Raw genomic sequence first — 20,850 nt, forward strand, 5'->3', positions numbered from 1 at the left:
TATGAAGAAAAGTACATTTGTAATCACAGCAATTTTTGCGCTGCTACTCCAATCAGTCAGTGCGCAAATCCAACGAATTGAACCTCCATTTTGGTGGAGTGGGATGGAACATTCACAGTTAGAACTTATGGTGCACGGTGAAAACATAGCCGAGTTGAATCCAAAGATCGATGGTATTAACATTCTAGAGGTGAAAAAAACTGAGAATCCAAATTATTTATTTATAACATTGGATACTCAAAATGAAGAGCCTCAAAAGTTTAAAATTGTTTTTGAAAAGGACGGAAAACGTAAGCTCGCAAAAACCTATGAACTGAAGCAGCGAAAAGATGCGTCAGCTCAGCGTGAAGGTTTTGATTCTTCCGATATGATCTATTTATTAATGCCGGATCGTTTTGCCAACGGAGATCCTTCTAATGATAGCCATAAAGATGTTGTAGAAAAAGTAAATCGAGAGCATCAAGGCGGACGTCACGGTGGTGATATTCAAGGTATCATAGATCATTTGGATTATATAGAGTCCTTAGGTGCCACAGCAATTTGGAGCACCCCTTTAAATGAGGATAATGATTCCACTTATTCCTACCACACCTATGCTCAGAGCGATGTCTATAAAATAGATCCTCGTTATGGAACCAATGAAGACTACAAAAGGTTGGGTGAGGAACTTCACAAAAGATCTATGAAACTCATCATGGATTATGTGGTTAACCACTGGGGAATAACCCACTGGATGATGGATGATTTACCCACCTATGATTGGATCCACCAATTTCCCGGATATGGTCAGACCAATTACAGAATGAGTACACAAATGGATCCTAACGCCTCAGCAATCGATGCGTATTACTGTATGGATGGATGGTTCGTAAGAAGCATGCCTGATCTTAATCAAAAAAACCCGTTGGCTCTTAATTATCTTATTCAAAATGCAATTTGGTGGATTGAATATGCCGATTTGGATGGGTTTAGAGTTGATACCTATTCTTATAACGATAAGGAAGGAATCGCCAAATGGACCAAAGCTGTTATGGATGAATATCCTAATTTCAACATTGTCGGGGAGGTTTGGTTACACGACCAAGCACAAATTGCCTATTGGCAAAAGGATAGTAAAATTGCAGCTATTCAAGACTACAACACCCACCTTCCATCGGTGATGGATTTTACGTTGCACGATGCTATATCCGCTGCATTTCAAGTAGAGCAGCCTACTTGGGACAAAGGAATGATACAGGTGTATGAAAATTTTGTCAATGACTTTTTGTACCCTGATATTGATAATATCCTGGTGTTTGCAGAAAACCATGATACCCAGCGCATCAATCAAATTTACAACTCCATAGAAGATTATAAACTTATCATGACGCTTCTAGGAACGGTTCGTGGTATTCCACAACTTTATTACGGTTCTGAAATCGGAATGAAAGGAGATAAAGGAAAAGGTGATGGGGACATTAGAAGAGACTTTCCCGGAGGCTGGAAAAACGATGTTCATAACGCATTTTTGGCTGATCAAAGAACGGAATCAGAGAAAGCCTATTTTGATGTGACAGCCAAGATATTTAATTGGAGAAAAACGGCTACCGCTATTCACAATGGTAAAACAACCCATTATTTACCACAGGATGAGGTCTATGTTTACTTTAGGTACAATGACAAGCAAAAAGTAATGGTTGTCATCAACAATAGTAAAGAAGAAAGAAGCCTGGAGTTAAGCAGATATGAAGAAAATTTAAAGGAAGCCAAAACAGTAAAAGAAATATTGAGTGGTCGTGAATTCACCCTTGGCGACACCCTTAAAATTGCGGGTAAAACAAGTTATATTATAGAAATTTTGTAGTAATTAAGAGTGATTAAAATGATTAAGAAGTTTTTGGTTTGCGTATTGCCGATGTTGGCCTTGTCATTTTTAATGAGTTGTACAACAGCGACTACCGATAATGCTAATGCTGCCCAAGAGCCGGTTAAAACTGAATCTAAAAAAGTGGTATATCAGGTGTTTACCAGACTATTTGGAAACACCAACACTACTAATAAGCCATGGGGAACCATAGCGGAAAACGGCCTTGGTAAATTTGAGGATTTCACCCCCAAGGCATTACATGAAATCAAGGACTTAGGGGTCACCCATATTTGGTATACGGGAATACCACATCATGCACTAGTTTATGATTATACCCAGTATGGAATCAGTAATGATGACCCTGAAGTTATTAAGGGTAGGGCCGGATCACCCTATGCTGTAAAGGACTATTACAATGTGAATCCGGATCTAGCTACAGAGCCAGCAAAGCGATTGGACGAATTTAAAGCTCTTATACAGCGTACGCATAAGGCTGGAATGAAAGTGATTATCGATATAGTTCCAAATCACGTCGCTAGAAATTATCACAGTATATCGGCACCTGAAGGTGTTGAAGACTTTGGAGCAACTGATGACACAACTGTTCAATATCACAAGGATAATAATTATTATTACAATCCAGGCCAGGGTTTCACTCTGCCGAAATGGCGAGACGGTTACCTCCCCCTAGGAGGAGAAAAGCACCCGTTGATAGATGGGTACTTTGATGAAAATCCTGCAAAATGGACAGGCAATGGTGCACGTGCTTCCCAACCTGATCAGAACGACTGGTATGAAACCGTTAAGGTCAATTATGGTATTTCTCCTGATGGTAAACGAGATTTTGATTCCTTACCCAATGACTATGAGAATCTGCCGTTCCAAAAGCATTTTGAATTCTGGAAAGGCAAAGATGTACCTAGTTCTTGGGTGAAATTCAAGGATATCACCCTGTATTGGATTGCTATGGGAGTCGATGGTTTTCGTTATGATATGGCCGAAATGGTTCCCGTTGAATTCTGGAGTTATATGAACTCATCCATTAAGATGGAAAACCCGGAGGCTTTTTTATTAGCTGAGGTGTATAACCCAAGCTTATATCATGATTATATCTACAAAGGTAAGATGGATTATCTCTACGATAAGGTCGCCATGTATGATTCTATAAAACAAATCATGAAAGATAATGGCAAGACGAGTTATATAGCCCAGGTTCGTCAGAAGACTAAGGACATTGCTCCACATTTATTATACTTTTTAGAAAACCACGATGAGCAGCGTATCGCTAGTGCTGAGTTTGCAGGATCAGCGGAAATTGCCAAACCTGCAATGACTGTCTTAGCTACAATAGGTACAGGACCTGTGATGATCTATTTCGGTCAGGAGGTAGGAGAACCGGGAGCTCAGGATGCAGGTTTTGGTAAACCCAGTAGGACTTCGATTTTTGATTACGTTGGTGTTCCACACCATCAAAGATGGATGAATAATGGCAAATTTGATGCTGGACAATCCACTGCGGAAGAAAAGGAACTACGGGATTTTTATAAACGCCTTCTCAACCTGGCTATCAGTCAGCCTGCGATAATGGGAGAGACTCAAAACCTCCACTTGTACAACATTCTAAATAGTGAAGGCTATAATGAAGATATCTTGGCCTTTGTGAGGTATACTGCAGATCAAAAATTAATAGTGATTTCAAATTTTGATGCTGAAAAGACCTATGAATTTGAACTTCAACTACCTAGTGATCTTGTGGCTAAATGGAATCTTGATAAGTCTGAGTATTCCCTAAAAGATTTGTTGTATGGCCAGAGTAACAAATTAATGTTAAGAAACGATATTGGACAAGCAAAAATTAGGATTAATCCTTTGCAATCATTTATTTTTGAGGTACACTGATGTGGTTTATCCACATAAAAAACTTCAATCATGTTAAAAAAACAAGGACTATTAACACTACTTTTGGTTAGCGTATTAAGTTGTACTGAAATGGAAAAAGAACCCATTATAATAGGTCATAGAGGTGCTCGTGGTCATGTAGTAGAAAATAGCTTACCATCCATTCAAAAAGCAATGGATCTGGGCGCAGACGCTATTGAAATCGATGTTTTTAAAATAGCAGATGGCTCCTTAATTGTTTTTCATGATGATACTGTAGATCGGTTAACCGATGCGACCGGTCCTATAGAAAAGTATACCAAAGAAACCTTAGATACCTTGTCATTAGAAGGAGGGGTTAAAATTCCTACCCTACAAGAGGTTTTAGATTTGATTGATTCTAAGGTGCTGTTAAATGTAGAGTTGAAAGGAGCGGGAACTGCTAGACCCGTCTATGAAACACTACAATCCTATATCGATACTAAGGGTTGGAAATTAGAAGACTTTATCATCTCTAGTTTTAAATGGGATGAATTGGAAATAATGAGAGCCTTGGATTCTAAAATGCCTATCGGCATTCTTACCAGTGAGGATATCGATACCGCTATTGCAGAAGGTGAGAAGCTAAATGCTGTAGCCATCCACCCTCACTTTAAAATGTTAACTTCTGAAAATGTTGCACTGATGCATCAAAAGAATTTTAAAATTTACCCATGGACTGTCAATGATTCGACGGATATTAATGCCATGAAGACCTTTAAGGTGGATGGAATTATTACAGACTATCCTGATCGAATTAAGTAAAACCCGCAAATTAAACCTAATTTTGCGTCATGGATTTTGACGTTATTATTGTAGGAGGGGGAGCAGCAGGTTTTTTTACTGCAATACAATTAGCTAGATTACAACCCGAGCAAAAGATTCTAATTCTAGAGCGAGGAAAACAAGTGTTAACCAAGGTGAAAATCTCTGGTGGAGGTCGTTGCAATGTAACCCATGCTATCTTTGATCCTAATGAGTTTGTAAATGCTTACCCTAGAGGTAAAAGAGAACTCAAAGGACCCTTTCACAAATTTTGTAGTGGAGACGTCTTTGCTTTTTTTGAATCCTGTGGAGTGTCTCTTAAAATTGAAGAGGATGGTAGGGTTTTTCCGGTGAGTGATAGCTCTCAAACCATCATCGATTGTTTTTTGGATCAAATCAATTCGCTGGGTGTCAAACTAAACACCGGCTGTGCCGTAAAAACTATTCAGAAAACAGATTCTCAAACAGCGCTTTGGAACGTAGTAACAAACCAAGGAGATTTTCAAACTGCCCAAGTCGTAGTGACCACAGGGAGCAATCCCAAAATGTGGGCACTTCTGGAAAATATGGGCCATAGCATTGTGTCGGCAGTGCCTTCACTTTTTACTTTTAATATTAAGGATGATAGAATTCAAGGTCTTATGGGATTGTCCACTGATGCTGAGGTGAGTTTGTTGGATGATGCCGGCAGGACAATTGATCTTGGAAACCCTAATTCAGCGACCTCCATCGGTCCTTTGTTAATTACTCACTGGGGGATGAGCGGTCCGGCAATACTCAAATTATCTGCCTGGGGTGCTAGGGCTCTTCATCATTTAAACTACAAGTTTAAGATTCGTGTGAATTGGTTACCACAATACAATTTAGAAACTATGGTTTCCCGTTTGACTGAGTTAAAGCAAGAACAGGCCAAAAAGCAAGTGCACAACACCCGCCCCTTTGATCTTCCAAAACGTTTGTGGTTAAAATTGCTCGAAGCTATTGGGATTTCAACACAAACCAAATGGGCAGATATGAGTAAGGCTTTACTGCGAAGTTTGGCAGAACAACTCACCCAATGCCAATTTAAGGTTGACGGGAAGAGTACTTTTAAGGAAGAGTTTGTAACTGCGGGAGGTGTAGATCTCAAAGAAATTAACTTTAAAACCTACGAAAGTAAAATATGTAGTTCACTTTATTTGGCAGGAGAAGTACTGGATATTGATGCTGTGACTGGTGGTTTTAACTTTCAAAATGCCTGGACAGGAGGGTTTATTGTCGCAAATGCGATTTCTGAGAAACGAAATAAGGAAAGTTCCCGGAATTGAACTTTATCCATAGCTGACTAGTTCAGCTGCCATACATAAAAAGTATATACAGCTAGGTAACACACCCAAATTATATAGGGGATTAGCAAATAGGCTGCCAAGTGATTTACCACTCTAAACCACTTATAGGTTAATAAGATTAAGATGAATTGTACAAGGATGATTACATAAGCCCATAGTGGTTTGTGGAATCCAAAAAGCAACATATACCACAACGCACTGAAGAGTAATTGAAACCCAAAATGATAAAGTGCAGTCTTTACCCATTTATGATAAAATCCTTTAGTCCAAACTATACCGGCTGAGATCCCTATCACAATATCTAGAACAATCCAAAGGCCAATAAATACGGTGGAGGAAAGTTGAAAAACTGGTTGGTTAAAGTTGGTGTGCCATTGCGCTATAGTGCTTTGCGTAGCAACAGCGCAGAGCATGCCTACAAAGAGACAAACTAGTATGGATAACACTATTTTTGTTAGACTTTTAGACATAAGTTTACTATAGGAGCACTAAAATAACGAATTAATTTGCAATGTTAACGCATACTTTAAGGAAATGATAGCCACTTTAATGCTTTGCATTATCTTTGCGTAAACTGTAATTGATTCATGATTCAGAAAGACTTTATTCCTAAAGAATATACAGGCCAATTAGAGGAAGCAGACTTTGGCTGGCAGTCACCGAGCAATATAGCGCTTATTAAATATTGGGGTAAGAAAGAAATTCAGATTCCGGCTAACCCATCTATAAGTTTTACCTTGGATAACTGTCATACCAAGACTTGGGTGCAGGTAAGTGCTAAATCTCAAACGGAGAACGAATTTAGTTTCGAAATTTTGTTGGATGGTGCTGCTAAACCTGATTTTGCACCGAAAATAGAAACATTTTTCAAACGGGTTCAACCTTATTTGCCCTTTGTAAATGCCTATCATTTTAAAATCCGGACTACCAATTCATTTCCACACAGTAGTGGGATTGCTTCTTCTGCCAGTGGAATGAGTGCCTTGGCACTATGTTTTATGAGTATGGAGAATACCTTGATACCTGATATGGATCAGGAGTTTTTCTTCAAAAAAGCATCTTTTTTATCCCGATTAGGATCTGGAAGTGCTTGTCGAAGTATCGAAGGACCGTTAATGGTTTTTGGACAGCACCAAGATATATCACAGAGCTCAAATCTTTATGGAGTTAAGTATACAGGGGAACTACACGACAATTTTAAAAAATATCAAGACACCGTCTTATTAGTGGATGTCGGAGAGAAAAAGGTGAGTAGCAGCGTGGGGCACGACCTTGTCAATGGACATCCCTTTGCTTCTGCTCGATTTGAGCAAGCACATAAAAATCTATCAGAGCTTCTAGTGATTTTAAAAAATGGTGATTTAGAAGCATTTGTCAAGGTAGTAGAAAGTGAAGCCTTGGTACTTCATGCTATTATGATGAGTTCTCAACCGTATTATTTATTGCTTCGACCAAATACACTTCGAATTATAGAGAAAATATGGGAATACAGAGCTAATTCATCTAGTAATTTATGCTTTACCTTGGATGCCGGGGCTAATGTCCATTTGTTATATCCTGAGGCAGAAAAAGAATCGGTTTTACAATTTATTAAGAATGAACTGGTTGTGTATTGTAAAAACGAGCAGTATATTTGCGACCAGATTGGATTTGGTGCTAAAAAACTGTAAATTAGTAGAAGCACAGCACAACAGAGGTATACATGAAAGGACCACTATTTTATTCAAAGATTTTGCTTTTTGGCGAATATGGAATCATCAAAGATTCCAAAGGATTATCCATACCCTATAATTTCTATAAGGGAGCTTTAAAGCTCAGTGATAATTTAACTGAAGATGCTAAGAAATCGAATGATAGCTTGAGGCGCTTCGCGGAGTATTTGGATAATCTTCAAAAAGATTCTACCATGGTCAGTTTTGACATACGGCAACTCAAGGCGGATGTGGAGAAGGGAATGTATTTTGACAGTAGTATACCTATGGGTTACGGTGTAGGCAGTAGTGGAGCACTAGTGGCAGCTATTTACGATAAATACGCTCATGAAAAAATCACGGTACTTGAAAATTTAACTCGAGAAAAATTATTGAAGTTAAAGCACATTTTTGGTGAGATGGAGTCTTTCTTTCACGGAAAATCTTCAGGTCTTGACCCTTTAAATAGTTATTTGAGTCTTCCAATTTTAATTCATTCAAAAGACAATATTCAGCCTACAGGTATTCCATCACAAACAACTGATGGTAAAGGAGCTGTTTTTTTACTGGATAGTGGATCCACAGGAGAAACTGCCCCGATGATACAGATCTTTATGGAGAGTATGAAGCAGGAAGGTTTTCGAAAAATGTTAAAGGACCAGTTTATCAAGCATACAGATGCCTGCGTTGAGGACTTTTTGAAAGGTGATGTAAAATCATTGTTCGGCAATTTAAAGCAACTTTCTAATACGGTTCTGACCAACTTTAAACCAATGATTCCTGCAGAATTCCATAAATTATGGAAGCATGGTATTGACACCAATGATTATTACTTGAAACTCTGTGGCTCAGGAGGTGGAGGATATTTCTTAGGGTTTACACAAGATATTGATAAGGCCAGAAAGGCATTGGATGGATATAAGCTTGAAGTTGTTTATAATTTCTAAGGATTGACATTATGATAATTAGCCGAAGGCAGAAACTTTTACTTCTTAAGTTCCTAAGCCTTTTTTCGGTAATTAGGGGATACAACGTATTGGTGATCGCGCTGGCACAGTATCTTACCTCACTTTATATACTTGCCCCGGATAGCGCGCTGGCCACCATTTTGTTTGACCCCTACCTGTTTTGTATTGTTGCAGCTTCTGCCATTGCTATTGCCTCCGGATACATTATCAATAGCTTTTACGATGCCGAAAAGGATCTGATAAACCGGCCTACAAAGACTTTATTGGACCGTATCGTAAGTCAGCGTTTTAAGCTGACAACATATTTTGTACTGAACTTTGTGTCGGTTATTTTTGCAAGCTACGTTTCTTTTCGATCCGTGGTATTTTTCTCTAGTTATATTTTTGGAATCTGGTTCTACTCTCATAAATTAAAACGGATACCCTTTTTGGGTAACTTAGTATCTGCAACCCTGGCTATTGCTCCTTTCTTTGCTATTTTTGTGTACTACAAAAACTTCCAATTGGTCATATTTGTCCATGCCGTATTCTTGTTTTTAATCATCTTGATTAGAGAATTGGTAAAGGATTTGCAGAACATTAAAGGAGATCTGGCACAAAACTACAAGACCATTGCAGTTGTATATGGAGAGCGGATTTCGAAGACCATAATTACCTTGTTCACCTTATTGTCGTTCGTTCCGGCATACCTTCTTATTGCTAGGTTTGAGGTCGGCCATATGTATTTATTCTTTTATGCGTGTATATTTTTGTTGCTAGTCTTCTTATTTATTTTGTGGAGATCTTCTACTAAAATACATTATGTGGTATTGCACAATATCCTCAAGTTTATTATCATCTCGGGAGTTTTGAGTATACTTTTAATTGATATCAATTTGGTGTTACACCGAATCCATTGAATACTATCGTGATAGTTTAGATTAAGATTTCGCTGATGGTTTAATTCTCTGAGCAAAGTGAGCGAAATTGTTTTGTAATAATTGTGTAGAATTAATATATCTTTGCTTAAAATTTAAACAATGGGCAGAGCAGATAATTCAAAAAAGGGGAAAAGTTTTGACAGACAAGGTGGTGAAAATAAAAAACGCTCTGGAAGACAAGGTGGGCAGCCTAAAAAAGAAAGCTATTCTCGAGGGAATGCTCCAATTCAGAATCAACATAAAACAAAAAAGACACAAATGTCTCCTGATCAAATCAGGTTGAATAAATATATTGCCAATAGCGGGATTTGCTCTCGTAGGGATGCTGATATCTATATCGCCTCCGGGAATGTAACTGTCAATGGCGAAGTAGTTATTGAAATGGGATATAGAGTTGAGCTTAATGACGTTGTGAAATTTGACGGAAGAGCTATTAACCCTGAAAAGAAAGTTTATATTTTGCTCAACAAACCAAAAGGTTTCTTAACCACGACTAGTGATGAAAAGGGACGTAAGACGGTTATGGACTTAGTGGCCAAGGCTACGAAAGCCAGAATTGTTCCGGTTGGAAGGTTAGAACGCAGTTCTACAGGACTATTGTTGTTCACCAATGACGGCGATCTTTCCAAAAAGCTCACAAACAGTGGTCGTGACGTTCGTAAAATATACCAAGTTACCTTAAATAAATCTTTCCAAACGAAAGACTTATACGCTATTAAAGAAGGATTGAAAATCGATGACAGCGTGATCAAGGTAGATGAAATCTCCATGGTTGAAGGTGGGAATAAAAATGAAGTTGGAATTAAAATCCACAGTAATAAAAACAAAATTGTACATCGAATCTTTGAACACTTGGATTATGAGGTGCTCAAATTGGATAGGGTTGTTTTTGCAGGACTTACTAAGAAAGATTTGCCTCGAGGAACTTGGCGTCATCTTACTAAACAGGAGGTGATTAATCTTCAAATGCTGTAAGTGTCAAAATGAAGGATGATGATGAATACGGCTCCATGCTATTTCAAAAGCTTTAGTGGTTAAGTGTCTAAGTCAATAATTAAAAAAAAGCATCGCCACTAATCTTCTTTCTATAATTGGTTGACCTAAGTAGTGCTATACGGCATGAGTACACCCATTTAAATTCCTGTTTTCAGAAAGGTTTTCATCCATTTCACTTTAGTAAAAAGCTGAGTATATTTTACTATCTTTAAGGAATGATACACGTAAGTTGTGCTCTAATTGAGCATCTAGGAAAAATACTTATTTGCCAGAGATCCTCGACGATGAAATTGCCGTTAAAGTGGGAATTTCCCGGTGGAAAAATAGAAGAAGGAGAATCCAAAGAAGCTTGTTTGGTCCGAGAAATCAAAGAAGAACTCGATATTGAAATTACTGTAAAGGGTGAATTACAAATGGTCAGTTATAAATACGATGATTTTTCGATATGCCTATATCCGTTTTTGGCAACTCTTGACTCAGGGGAGCCCAAAGCGATTGAACACGCTGAGTTAAAATGGGTTTCTTCTGAAGAAATGTTAAATTACGATTGGGCTGCTGCGGACATTCCTATAGTTAAAGAATACTTATCCCAATGAGTCCAGGAATCTACGAATCACTCATAACAGAATCCTTGTCTGTTAAATTAAAAGATCTTCCTGAGCAGTCCTATTTTATTAATAAGACCGCTGTTGATAAAGAAGAAGCAATACGAGTCCTATCCATGCATTTGCTTAGTTCAATACAGAAAGCTTTTCAAAATATTAGATTGAAAAGGGACCTAAGACTCGAACGGCAAATTGAAATAAGTAATCGTCTCATTGAATTTTTGCATCAAGAGATTGACCATTACGATTTTCAAGAAGATTTAATTGATGATAAGGGTGAAATTTTGAATGCGGTATTTAATAAAATAGACTCGCATTACACGGATCTTGATCTTAGGCTTAAGGAGATTACTCCGATTACGCGCTTAACCCAAAGTGAATTATTTACAGGTGGGAATGTACGATTGACATTGGAAGGGGAACTAAAAAAAGAAATCCTATCTGCAGATCGTGTTGACCTACTGGTTTCATTTATTAAATGGAAAGCCATAGTGATGCTCAGATCTGCATTTAAAGAATTTACGGATCAAGGAGGTAGCCTTCGTGTAATCACGACCACTTATATGGGTGCTACGGATGCCAAAGCCATTAGAGAACTGTCTAAATTAAAGAATACAGAAATAAAGATTTCGTATAATACCACCAATGAACGCTTACATGCTAAAGCGTATTATTTTCATCGCAATACGGGTTTTCATACGGCTTACATTGGATCCTCTAATTTTTCACGTTCGGCCTTAACTGATGGATTGGAGTGGAATCTTAAGGTTACCACCAAAGAAATTCCACATATAATAGACAAATTTCAGAAGACCTTTAATACATACTGGGAAACACCTGAGTTCGAAGTTTATGATGATTCCCGACATTTTAAGGATTTGCACAAGGCCCTAACACGCAATAAAATTGGCAAGTCCTCAGATGGATTGGCGACTTTTTTTGATCTAAAGCCTTACCACTATCAATTGGAGATTTTAGAGAAGTTAGTTGTTGAGCGTAATGTTCATCATTGTTATCATAATCTTGTGGTGGCTGCTACCGGAACCGGTAAAACTATTATTTCTGCCTTTGATTTTAAGAATTATTTAATAGAACATCCAGAGAGCAAATTACTTTTTTTAGCGCATAAGATTGAGATTTTAATTCAGGCGCGAAATACTTTTAGAAACATACTTCGAGATTCAAATTATGGTGAGCTGCTAGGCAATGGAGAGGTGCCGAATGACAAACGCGCAGTATTTGGCACTATTCAATCATTTTCGAATCAGTTGGAGAGAGACTATGTTAGTGCCGATTATTACGATTTTGTAGTTCTAGATGAAGTACACCATGCACAAGCAAAAAGCTATCAAAAGGTACTCGAATTTCTTAAACCTACAATTCTCCTGGGATTGACTGCCACACCGGAGCGTGCCGACGGTAAAAGTATTCTTCCGGATTTTAACAATAGAATTGCTGCGGAAATAAGACTTCCAGATGCAATGAACAACAAATTATTGTGCCCTTTTCAATATTTTGTAGTTTCAGACAGCGTGGATCTTGATAAATTAAGTTGGGTAAAAGGTAATTATGATCAGAGTGAACTCACCAAGGTATATACACAATCTGATCAAAGGGCACGAGATATTTTGTATAAGCTCGAAGAGTATACAAAAGACTATACTCAGGTAAAGGCAATCGGGTTTTGTGTAAGTATTGTCCATGCAGAGTTCATGAAGAATAAGTTCACTAGAGCTGGCCTAAAAGCTCAGTCGCTAACCAGTATAAACAGTGATGAACGCGCTGATATTTTAAACGATTTCAAAAAGGGGAATATTAACTATTTATTTGTTGTTGATATTTTTAATGAAGGTGTCGATATTCCGGAGATTGATACTGTTCTATTTCTTCGACCGACCGAAAGCTTAACTGTATTCTTGCAACAACTTGGTCGCGGACTTCGCTTGTACCAGGGGAAAGATTCACTAACCGTACTGGATTTTGTTGGTAATGCCCATGTAAATTATGATTTTGAAAGTAAATTTAGGGCGCTAATAGGAAAGACAAACACCACAGTTCAAAAGGAAATAGAAAATGATTTTATTCATCTTCCACTAGGGTGCTCCATATTGATGGAAAAAAAAGCCAAGAATGTAATCTTGAACAATATAAGAAAGGCGACTTCCTTGCGAAAAAGTGACCTAATCAAGAAAATTCAACAGTATCCAAATCAAACCTATCTACCATTCACACTATCGAACTTTTTGAAAATCACTCAAATCCCTTTTGAGCGACTTTACCTTCGTGGAACATGGTCACATCTTTGTTATCAAGCTAGGGTTTTAGAGCATTACGATGAAAAAAACGAAAAACGTTACAAGAGCATGCTTACCAACAAATGGGCAGCAACAAATTCGTTAAGTTATTTTGAATTCATACTCCTTTTGGCAGAACACAATTTTGATGTGGATATCGTAGGAAACAATCAAAAAAATCAATTGTTTCTAACGATGTTACATTACGATTTTTGGCAACAAGCCAGCGATAGACCACTTAAAGAAACCATTGGTGAAATCGGTAAAAACAAGACTTATGTAGAGGAGATAAAGGCCTATTTAAGGATGCGTATTGATCTTGTAGATTTTCAGGAGAGTTTATGTGTAGAGCTCGAATATGATCAGCCTCTGCAATTACATGCTCGATATACTAGGGATCAAATACTAGTTGCATTTGGCCTAACTACAGTGGAGAAAATGAGTACAAATCGAGAGGGCGTTGCAGAAAATAAAGATTTGAACATTGAATTACTCTTTGTCAATCTACAAAAATCAGAAGAAGACTTTTCTCCTACGACCATGTATGAGGATTATGCAATCAGTGAAACCTTGTTTCATTGGCAATCACAAAACAGCACATCCGACAGTTCTCCCAAAGGTTTGTCCTATATGAATCACATAAATAACAAAAAGAACATCCTACTCTTTATTCGGGAGGCAAAGAATGATCAATATAATAGAACCCAGGGTTATGTATTTGTAGGCTTGGCTAATTTTAAGAACTATAGTGGTTCAAAACCAATGTCTATAACCTGGGAATTACAGCATCCGATCCCTGAATATCTTTGGGCTTCATCGGCTAAAATGGCAATTGGATAATATTGAACATATATCCTATAAATGCCTTAATATGGGTTGTTTCAAATAGACCTCTTTGATAAAACATCCGTAGAGGACAAGATATTCCAAGGTAAGTATCCAAGGGTTCTCTTCAAAATTCGGTTGTGAATATGCGAGGTAGCTCAAGGCCACAATAAAGCTCCATACCACAGGAAATTTATAGTTGGTAAACACACATAACAAGAGCGGAGTTGCCACGTACCAAGGATGCAGCGTTGTTGTAAAGGCCAAATAAAATGTTATGGCAAACAACATGGTGCTCATTACTATGTTGGGTTTTTCATTCTTTCTTATAACACTTATCAGCAGAATAAACACCAATACTACCACAGCCATTTTTAAACCGGCGAGATCTATGATGTTATATCCTTTGTACAAAAACCCTATCTCCCTAATCAGGTAGTAAAAACTTGCATTGAATTCAAAATTATGAAACCACAGTCCAATGGTCCCCAAGTACTTTTGCACTAGTTCAGAAGAAAGAAATGGTATGAAAGTAGCCACTGCAACAGCTATTGTTAGGCTGTAATAGCCTAACGGTCTAAGAAAATTCCAATGCTGCATATTGACCTTGTTTTTAGTTTTCATTGCCTTTGTTCCCTTTGCTAACAGGCGAAGAAGTACAGGCAAGAATAACAAGGGAATTAGCTTGGTCGCAATAGATAAGGCAACAGCTATTGCTGATCCCGTCCATTTTCGCTCAAGTAGAAGATAGATTCCAAGTAGGAAAAACAATAGCATCAAGCCCTCAAAATGTAAGTTTCCAACGAGTTCAATGCAGATAAATGGATTTAAGAAATACCAATATGCTTTGTGCTTATCCTGCCCTAAAAGCGTTAGTATCTTTTGGGCAATTATGAGTATTCCAACGTCAGCCGCAATAAGACTCAGGCGTAGAAATATAATACTTCCCATGATATTCTGTTGTCCGAAAAAGGAACTCAGATAATAAAAGAGCTGACTTAGGGGAGGATAGTTGCTATAGTGTCCTGCACTTAGGGCACCCATTGCTTTGTAGAGTTGTTGTGCAGTCGGAAACAAAGACTCTCCTGAGGCGATGAGTTCTTCAGGGGTGTGTAGATACGGATTGATTCCGTTATTGATGAGTTGTCCATCCCACAGAAAACGATAAAAATCCTGTGATAAGTTTGGTATCGCTACTATAAAAACAAGTCTTGATAGAATTCCAAAACAGAATAGCAGTTTAAGATTCCCCTTTTCAAACTGTAGAATCTTATAATAAAAAAAGAATAATGCTGCATACAGACTGATCAATTTTACAGTGTCAGTACGCTGTAAATCATACGCAAAGGCCATATAAAACAACAGGCTGGAAATAATAAATAAAATGGGAAACTTATGAGCCTTGAAGTAGTGCAATGTTTAGGATTTAAAGTTAACGGAATGGAAAAGTACAAAACTAAATCCAAAAAAAAGCATGATGTGAAATGCTAGCAGACTGTAATCCTTCAATACAAAAGCACTTAGAATTCCAAAAAGAAAATACAGTAATAAAAGGGCTTCCAATACAACACTTTTTGAAATTTTACCGGAGATATAAGTATTCCCTTTCCACTGATCTTTAAGAGAGTTAATGTTGAATTTAGGCGTTCGTACAAAGTCCGTCCTTTTCCCGTAATGTCCTTGGAGTACTGCAAAGCTATTGTGAAGTGTAAAGCCTAGTAAGACGGTGAAAAAAGCAATGAACAAGGCGCAGTATCCGAAGAAGTTTTTGACATTGTTTCCTCTTAGCTGCTTATAAGTGAACCAATAACATACGAACAGAATCAGGGTGCTCAGTAAAAAAACAACACTGGCATCAAAGATCCATTTTGGAAAGGAAGGCTGCTGTTTGAGGTATAAAACAGGGATGCTTAATATAGCCACCAAAAAAGCGCAAAGAAACATCGAGCTGTTTAGCAGATGGAGTATTCCATGAATTTTAGTTTTTAGTGGAATATTTTTTGAACTTAAAAGCTTCGGTAAACTTTTTCTAAAATTCTCTGCACCTCCTTTGTTCCAGCGAAACTGTTGACTTCGAGCTGCACTTAAAACAACAGGAAGTTCAGCGGGTGTTTCTACCTTTTCAAGGTATTTGAATTTCCACTTTTTAAGCTGTGCTCTATAACTTAAATCCAAATCCTCGGTAAGGGTATCTCCTTCCCAATTTCCTGCGTCTAAAATACAGGCTTTTCGCCATATACCGGCCGTACCGTTAAAGTTGATAAAGTGACCTCGAGCATTTCTGCCCCCTTGCTCAATGGTAAAATGTGCATCAAGTGCAAAGGCTTGAATCCTTGTAAGTATTGAGTAGTCTCGATTGATGTGTCCCCATCTGGTTTGTACCACCCCAATGCTGTCATCCTTAAAAAAAGGCACAGTTTTTCTAAGCCAGTCCGGTTTGGGCAAAAAATCAGCATCAAAAATTGCGATATACTCCCCTTTACAAACTGCCAAACCTTCTTTTAATGCACCTGCTTTAAACCCCGCCCTATTGTCACGAAGAATATGTACAATATCGAGGCCTTTTGATTGTAGCTGATCGATCTTATTCGCCGTCTTCTCCAGTGAACTATCTGTAGAGTCATCCAATACCTGAATCTCAAGTTTATCCAATGGATAATCCATTTTCACAATATTATCCAATAGCCGCTCAACCACGTAGGCCTCGTTGTAGATTGGGAGCTGTATGGTGATTAAAGGAATTTGTGAGGAATCGTTGAAATCAAATACAGGAGCCTTAATTTGCTGTTTTGAAGAGCGTAGATAATTAATCAGTAAGTTCAGCTGGGCAAGGCTATAGAAAAGAATTAATAGCAGCGCTAATAGATATATACTAAATACAATATAGGTGATGATTTCTATCATTTTTTCAAGCTGTATTTGAAGATCCAACCCAATATTTTAACCCCGGCCATTACCGTGCCTTTCAGCGTTCCGGATACCTTAGATACACCTATGCGTTCTCGGTATTTTACAGGAACCTCAGTATATGAAAATTTCTTTTTTAATACTTTTAGCTGCATTTCAACAGTCCAACCATAAGTCTTGTCCTGCATTTGCAAAGCTAATAGTTTAGGGTACTTGATCGCTCTAAAAGGTCCAAGATCCGTATACGTTGCATTGAAAAATAAGCGCATCAAAAAAGTGGCTAACCAATTTCCAAAAAGTTGTTGAGGTGTCATGGAATTCTTAGCTCTGCCTGCGGCATTTCTTGTCCCAATAACCATATCGATATCCTGGGTTAAGATAGGGTCTATGATTTTGATCAACTCTTCTGGATAGTCGGAATAATCACCATCCATAAAAACAATGATATCCGGTTCATCCTCCTGCTGTGCGATATAATCCATAGCTTTTAAACACGCATAGCCATACCCCATTTTGGTTTCGTTTAAAACGGTAGCACCAGCCATGTACGCCACCAATGCGGTGTGGTCGGTAGAGTTGTTATTAACCACGATCACCTGATCTACTATGTTAGGAATATCAGCGATGACCAAACCTATGGAAGCTTCTTCGTTATAGGCAGGAATAATAACTTTTATTACTTGCATTGAAAATGATCTTTGGTGCACGGCAAATATACAGGCAACACTTTTAACTATCAGCCTCGATTGGCCGTTTTAATTTCTTTTGCTAAGATCTACGAGGTCAAAATCATTTTCGTTGGCGATGATGTTGGTATTAATTCTACCCTTTAAAGAACCGTTTTCTAGTTTTAACACCCCTCTTGGACATACGGATGAACAGATTCCACATCCTACACAGGAGGCTCTAACGATGTTCTCTCCTTTTTGTGCATAGGCTCTTACATCAATTCCCATTTCGCAATAGGTTGAACAGTTCCCACATGAGATGCATTGTCCCCCATTTGTGGTGATTCTAAATCTTGAGAACAAGCGTTGCTGTAATCCGAGTATTGCTGCCATAGGACAGCCAAACCTACACCAAACCCTATTTCCAAAAATGGGATAGAAACCTGTGCCGATTACACCTGAAAAGATAGAGCCTATCATAAAGGCGTAGGTACTTCTAATGGTTTCCGGATTAAATATAAACACACTGTTTCCAAAGATAAAATGAATGCCTATCAATCCCACGATCAGACATAAGAATCCAATGGAACCGTAGCGTGCATCCTGTTTGAGTTCAGCCTTTTTAAATCGCCATATGAGCGCAAAAATAATACTGAGTCCAACGGCTACGGCAATAAGAAAAGCATCCTTATCTAACCAGTATTTATCCGAATCATAACTCAAATAACTATGGACCACTGCGGTGGTCATCAGTATGCTAAATACCAGCACACTATGTACCATCCAACGTTCCCATTTCCAGGCAATCAATCTTTTGTCTGACAATTGTCTAAATGCATCACCAGTGGTTTCGGCAAGTCCACCACACCCACAGACCCAAGAGCAATACCAACGCTTTCCATAAAAGTACGTGAATATAGGGGTGATGATTAAAATAGAAACAATACCGAAGATTAATAAGGCTAGGCCGAGGTCTCCGGAACTTATAAAGCCATCGATTCGATATTGGTCAAAATTATAATAGTTTAAAGGCCATATATTTTTAAAGTCGTAATATGGCAGGTTATACCCTTTTTCCCCGTTTAGCCTCGCCATAAGCTCTGGAATAATGAAGGCAAACGACAACTGGAATAACATCACACTAATGGTTCGCAATACCTGATAACGATTGCCCCGATATTTCCAAAGGAACTTCACACCAAAGGCGAGTATAGAAAGCGTGTATAAGGTTCCATAAACAAACCATTGACTAGCAGGGTTCCCGCTCAAAAGATTGCTTAAAGGATCAAATAGTGCAATCAGACCGGTGTTTGCTCCCTCACTTTGGAGTCCTAAATACTGTGGGAAGAAGTACAAAATAACATAGAACCCGGTAATTCCAATCCCTAAAGCCCATGCTAAAATTCCTCTTGAGGTTAAGGACCTAAACCAAACACCATCGTTTTTAATACCAGGAGATTGAGTGGCATAACTTCCATAGGCATAAAATACAATACCCGAAGTGATCGACAATAGGGCTATGGAAAGCCAGGTCGTTTTGTTTGGAAAATTCAGATTAAAGGCAGCTAAAAGCAGTACCATTAAACCAAATACTCCAATAAAAACCGCGATTTTTTGCGCTGTATTCATCCCTACAGGAGGTTCTCCTGACAGAGCCATGCTATGCGTTACTTTCGAATTCATAGGAATTGAAATTGTTCTTTAAACTTAGAAGCTGCACCCTTAATAACTTTAGGGTAAAACTCAGGATCGAAATTCAGTTTCGGTAAATTGTCAATCGCATAAGTAATATCCTTTTTCTGAGAGATCCACTGATCCGACAGCGAATGACTTAAACGAATGCCTAAGGCCGTAATGCCTAATAAAGCAAGTGAATCCTTATCAAAGGCAAGGGTGATGCTCTTTTTTTCAGAGGTATCTTCCCAATAAAGTTGATCTTCAGATCCAGAGCAAGTAGCACTTACTTTGCCATAGGTCTGATACTCGATATCAAAGAATTTAGCAGAATTAAACCACACTCCGGGACGATAAGGTGTTCTTGTTTTGGCAATTGTATTGGCAACCGTTTCACCCATAATCCTTCCTGTATACCAAACGGCCTCCACAGATTTACGATTAGGCAAGTGCACTCTTTGTTGGGCACAATCACCGATAGCATAAATGTTTTGGATATTGGTCTCTAAATATTCATTGACCAAAATTCCACTATCGATTTCTAATCCACTTGATTTTAGAAAATCAATATTAGGCACCACTCCAGTACTAAGGCCTACAAAATCACAAGGAATTGTATCACCCATAGTTGTGGTTACACTGGCAACACGTCCATCGGTATCTGGGTTAATTTCTTTCAGGTTTGTATTAAATCTTAAATCAATGCCTTTGGATGCTATGTGTTTACCGAGAAGCTCTCCTTCTTTTTTAGTTAAGATGTTTCCCCAATACACATCTTCTCTCACCAACATGGTCACATTTATATTCCTGGAATGTAACATTTCTGCAAGTTCGATTCCAATCAGACCACCTCCAACTATAACCGCTCTTTTACAAAGTTTGTTGTTTGGTGCATTAGTTTCTAATAATTCTAAATCCTGTTTTGAATAAAAGCCTTGAACACCCTTAAAATCACTTCCGGGCCAATTGTAAAAGGCAGGTTTGGACCCTGTGGCAATAATTAATTCGTCATAATCAAAAATAAAATCATCACTTAGGATTATTTGTTTCTCTTCATACTTGAGTTCTATAACTTGTCCTTCTAGAAGATCAATATTGTTCTTTTTCCAAAACCAATCTTCATAGGGTTGGGTATGCTCGAAATTCATATGTCCCATATAGACATACATCAGTGCTGTTCTCGAAAAAAAATATTTCGATTCAGAAGAAATGACTGTAATTCTAAAGTCACCTAATTTTCTCAAGTGGCGTGCTGCAGTAATACCTGAGATTCCATTTCCAATAATTACAATATGTTTCATCTTATATTCGAGTGGCTGAAAGCGTACTTGCAAGATAAGAACTTCAAAACGAATAACCTCGGAGTACCGTTAAATTCGGGTGTTGGAGATTTGGCTGAACACTATCGCAAGCTAAAAAAGAAAAAAATGCCAACCAATTGGTTGA

General features: G+C 38.1%; 16 protein-coding genes. 10 read left to right on the forward strand and 6 right to left on the reverse strand.

Annotated features, from left to right (window positions below; genetic code table 11):
* Window position 1: 1 nt before the first annotated feature.
* From ACN0TV_RS11655 to ACN0TV_RS11670, 4 genes are read left to right on the forward strand one after another with little or no spacing between them, the layout of a single operon-like run.
* Window positions 2–1,843, forward strand: a complete 1,842-nt coding sequence (locus tag ACN0TV_RS11655) for a glycoside hydrolase family 13 protein (protein WP_417363091.1) — start codon at window positions 2–4, stop codon at window positions 1,841–1,843.
* An 18-nt stretch (window positions 1,844–1,861) separates the two neighbouring features.
* Entirely contained in the window at window positions 1,862–3,745 is a 1,884-nt protein-coding gene (locus ACN0TV_RS11660; protein ID WP_417363092.1) for an alpha-amylase family protein, read from the forward strand.
* Window positions 3,746–3,775: 30 nt separating this feature from the next.
* On the forward strand, window positions 3,776–4,528 hold the full coding sequence (locus ACN0TV_RS11665; protein ID WP_417363093.1) for a glycerophosphodiester phosphodiesterase: 753 nt from the start codon (window positions 3,776–3,778) through the stop codon (window positions 4,526–4,528).
* Between the two features lie 29 nt (window positions 4,529–4,557).
* Complete coding sequence (locus tag ACN0TV_RS11670; RefSeq protein ID WP_417363094.1) at window positions 4,558–5,835, forward strand: NAD(P)/FAD-dependent oxidoreductase; 1,278 nt, start codon at window positions 4,558–4,560, stop codon at window positions 5,833–5,835.
* A 17-nt stretch (window positions 5,836–5,852) separates the two neighbouring features.
* On the opposite strand, the gene ACN0TV_RS11675 is transcribed toward ACN0TV_RS11670, so the two are convergent.
* Window positions 5,853–6,326 carry a TspO/MBR family protein gene (locus ACN0TV_RS11675; protein ID WP_417363095.1) on the reverse strand — a complete coding sequence of 158 codons (474 nt, stop codon included), beginning with the start codon at window positions 6,324–6,326 and terminating at the stop codon, window positions 5,853–5,855.
* Window positions 6,327–6,443: 117 nt separating this feature from the next.
* On the opposite strand from ACN0TV_RS11675, the gene ACN0TV_RS11680 reads away from it, so the two are divergent.
* From ACN0TV_RS11680 to ACN0TV_RS11705, 6 genes are all read left to right on the forward strand, one after another.
* Window positions 6,444–7,526, forward strand: coding sequence for a diphosphomevalonate/mevalonate 3,5-bisphosphate decarboxylase family protein (locus ACN0TV_RS11680; RefSeq protein WP_417363096.1), 1,083 nt, complete (start codon window positions 6,444–6,446; stop codon window positions 7,524–7,526).
* Window positions 7,527–7,558: 32 nt separating this feature from the next.
* Window positions 7,559–8,494 (forward strand): mevalonate kinase, encoded by a 936-nt coding sequence (locus tag ACN0TV_RS11685; protein WP_417363097.1) that lies wholly within the window; start codon window positions 7,559–7,561, stop codon window positions 8,492–8,494.
* Between the two features lie 14 nt (window positions 8,495–8,508).
* Window positions 8,509–9,414: a geranylgeranylglycerol-phosphate geranylgeranyltransferase gene (locus ACN0TV_RS11690; RefSeq protein WP_417363187.1), complete on the forward strand. Its 906-nt coding sequence runs from the start codon at window positions 8,509–8,511 to the stop codon at window positions 9,412–9,414.
* A gap of 120 nt (window positions 9,415–9,534) precedes the next feature.
* A complete protein-coding gene (locus ACN0TV_RS11695; RefSeq protein ID WP_417363098.1) occupies window positions 9,535–10,410 on the forward strand; it encodes a pseudouridine synthase in 876 nt (291 codons plus the stop codon).
* A gap of 236 nt (window positions 10,411–10,646) precedes the next feature.
* Window positions 10,647–11,027, forward strand: coding sequence for a (deoxy)nucleoside triphosphate pyrophosphohydrolase (locus tag ACN0TV_RS11700; RefSeq protein WP_417363099.1), 381 nt, complete (start codon window positions 10,647–10,649; stop codon window positions 11,025–11,027).
* Window positions 11,024–14,170: a DUF3427 domain-containing protein gene (locus tag ACN0TV_RS11705; protein ID WP_417363100.1), complete on the forward strand. Its 3,147-nt coding sequence runs from the start codon at window positions 11,024–11,026 to the stop codon at window positions 14,168–14,170. Before ACN0TV_RS11700 ends, ACN0TV_RS11705 begins: the two co-directional genes overlap by 4 nt.
* A gap of 15 nt (window positions 14,171–14,185) precedes the next feature.
* Here the strand turns inward: ACN0TV_RS11705 and ACN0TV_RS11710 are convergent, their stop codons facing one another.
* The 5 genes from ACN0TV_RS11710 to ACN0TV_RS11730 form a co-directional block, all read right to left on the reverse strand.
* Window positions 14,186–15,571 carry a glycosyltransferase 87 family protein gene (locus tag ACN0TV_RS11710; RefSeq protein WP_417363101.1) on the reverse strand — a complete coding sequence of 462 codons (1,386 nt, stop codon included), beginning with the start codon at window positions 15,569–15,571 and terminating at the stop codon, window positions 14,186–14,188.
* Window positions 15,572–15,574: 3 nt separating this feature from the next.
* Window positions 15,575–17,059 (reverse strand): cellulose synthase family protein, encoded by a 1,485-nt coding sequence (locus ACN0TV_RS11715; RefSeq protein ID WP_417363102.1) that lies wholly within the window; start codon window positions 17,057–17,059, stop codon window positions 15,575–15,577.
* Entirely contained in the window at window positions 17,056–17,748 is a 693-nt protein-coding gene (locus ACN0TV_RS11720) for a glycosyltransferase family 2 protein (protein ID WP_417363103.1), read from the reverse strand. Before ACN0TV_RS11720 ends, ACN0TV_RS11715 begins: the two co-directional genes overlap by 4 nt.
* Before the next feature lie 69 nt (window positions 17,749–17,817).
* Window positions 17,818–19,413 (reverse strand): 4Fe-4S binding protein, encoded by a 1,596-nt coding sequence (locus ACN0TV_RS11725; RefSeq protein ID WP_417363104.1) that lies wholly within the window; start codon window positions 19,411–19,413, stop codon window positions 17,818–17,820.
* Window positions 19,410–20,705, reverse strand: a complete 1,296-nt coding sequence (locus ACN0TV_RS11730) for an NAD(P)/FAD-dependent oxidoreductase (RefSeq protein ID WP_417363105.1) — start codon at window positions 20,703–20,705, stop codon at window positions 19,410–19,412. The genes ACN0TV_RS11725 and ACN0TV_RS11730 overlap by 4 nt, the downstream gene beginning before the upstream one ends.
* Window positions 20,706–20,850: the final 145 nt, after the last annotated feature.

Source organism: Galbibacter sp. (genome assembly GCF_048266365.1).
Classification (GTDB): Bacteria; Bacteroidota; Bacteroidia; order Flavobacteriales; family Flavobacteriaceae; genus Galbibacter.

Bases quoted from the DNA above. Each gene is read 5' to 3' on its own strand.
- ACN0TV_RS11720 (WP_417363103.1), bottom strand. From the start codon at position 17,748: ATGCAAGTAATAAAAGTTATTATTCCTGCCTATAACGAAGAAGCTTCC.
- ACN0TV_RS11730 (WP_417363105.1), bottom strand. From the start codon at position 20,705: ATGAAACATATTGTAATTATTGGAAATGGAATCTCAGGTATTACTGCA.
- ACN0TV_RS11660 (WP_417363092.1), top strand. From the start codon at position 1,862: ATGATTAAGAAGTTTTTGGTTTGCGTATTGCCGATGTTGGCCTTGTCA.
- ACN0TV_RS11680 (WP_417363096.1), top strand. From the start codon at position 6,444: ATGATTCAGAAAGACTTTATTCCTAAAGAATATACAGGCCAATTAGAG.
- ACN0TV_RS11665 (WP_417363093.1), top strand. From the start codon at position 3,776: ATGTTAAAAAAACAAGGACTATTAACACTACTTTTGGTTAGCGTATTA.
- ACN0TV_RS11705 (WP_417363100.1), top strand. From the start codon at position 11,024: ATGAGTCCAGGAATCTACGAATCACTCATAACAGAATCCTTGTCTGTT.
- ACN0TV_RS11685 (WP_417363097.1), top strand. From the start codon at position 7,559: ATGAAAGGACCACTATTTTATTCAAAGATTTTGCTTTTTGGCGAATAT.
- ACN0TV_RS11655 (WP_417363091.1), top strand. From the start codon at position 2: ATGAAGAAAAGTACATTTGTAATCACAGCAATTTTTGCGCTGCTACTC.
- ACN0TV_RS11670 (WP_417363094.1), top strand. From the start codon at position 4,558: ATGGATTTTGACGTTATTATTGTAGGAGGGGGAGCAGCAGGTTTTTTT.
- ACN0TV_RS11715 (WP_417363102.1), bottom strand. From the start codon at position 17,059: ATGATAGAAATCATCACCTATATTGTATTTAGTATATATCTATTAGCG.
- ACN0TV_RS11675 (WP_417363095.1), bottom strand. From the start codon at position 6,326: ATGTCTAAAAGTCTAACAAAAATAGTGTTATCCATACTAGTTTGTCTC.
- ACN0TV_RS11695 (WP_417363098.1), top strand. From the start codon at position 9,535: ATGGGCAGAGCAGATAATTCAAAAAAGGGGAAAAGTTTTGACAGACAA.
- ACN0TV_RS11725 (WP_417363104.1), bottom strand. From the start codon at position 19,413: ATGAATTCGAAAGTAACGCATAGCATGGCTCTGTCAGGAGAACCTCCT.
- ACN0TV_RS11700 (WP_417363099.1), top strand. From the start codon at position 10,647: ATGATACACGTAAGTTGTGCTCTAATTGAGCATCTAGGAAAAATACTT.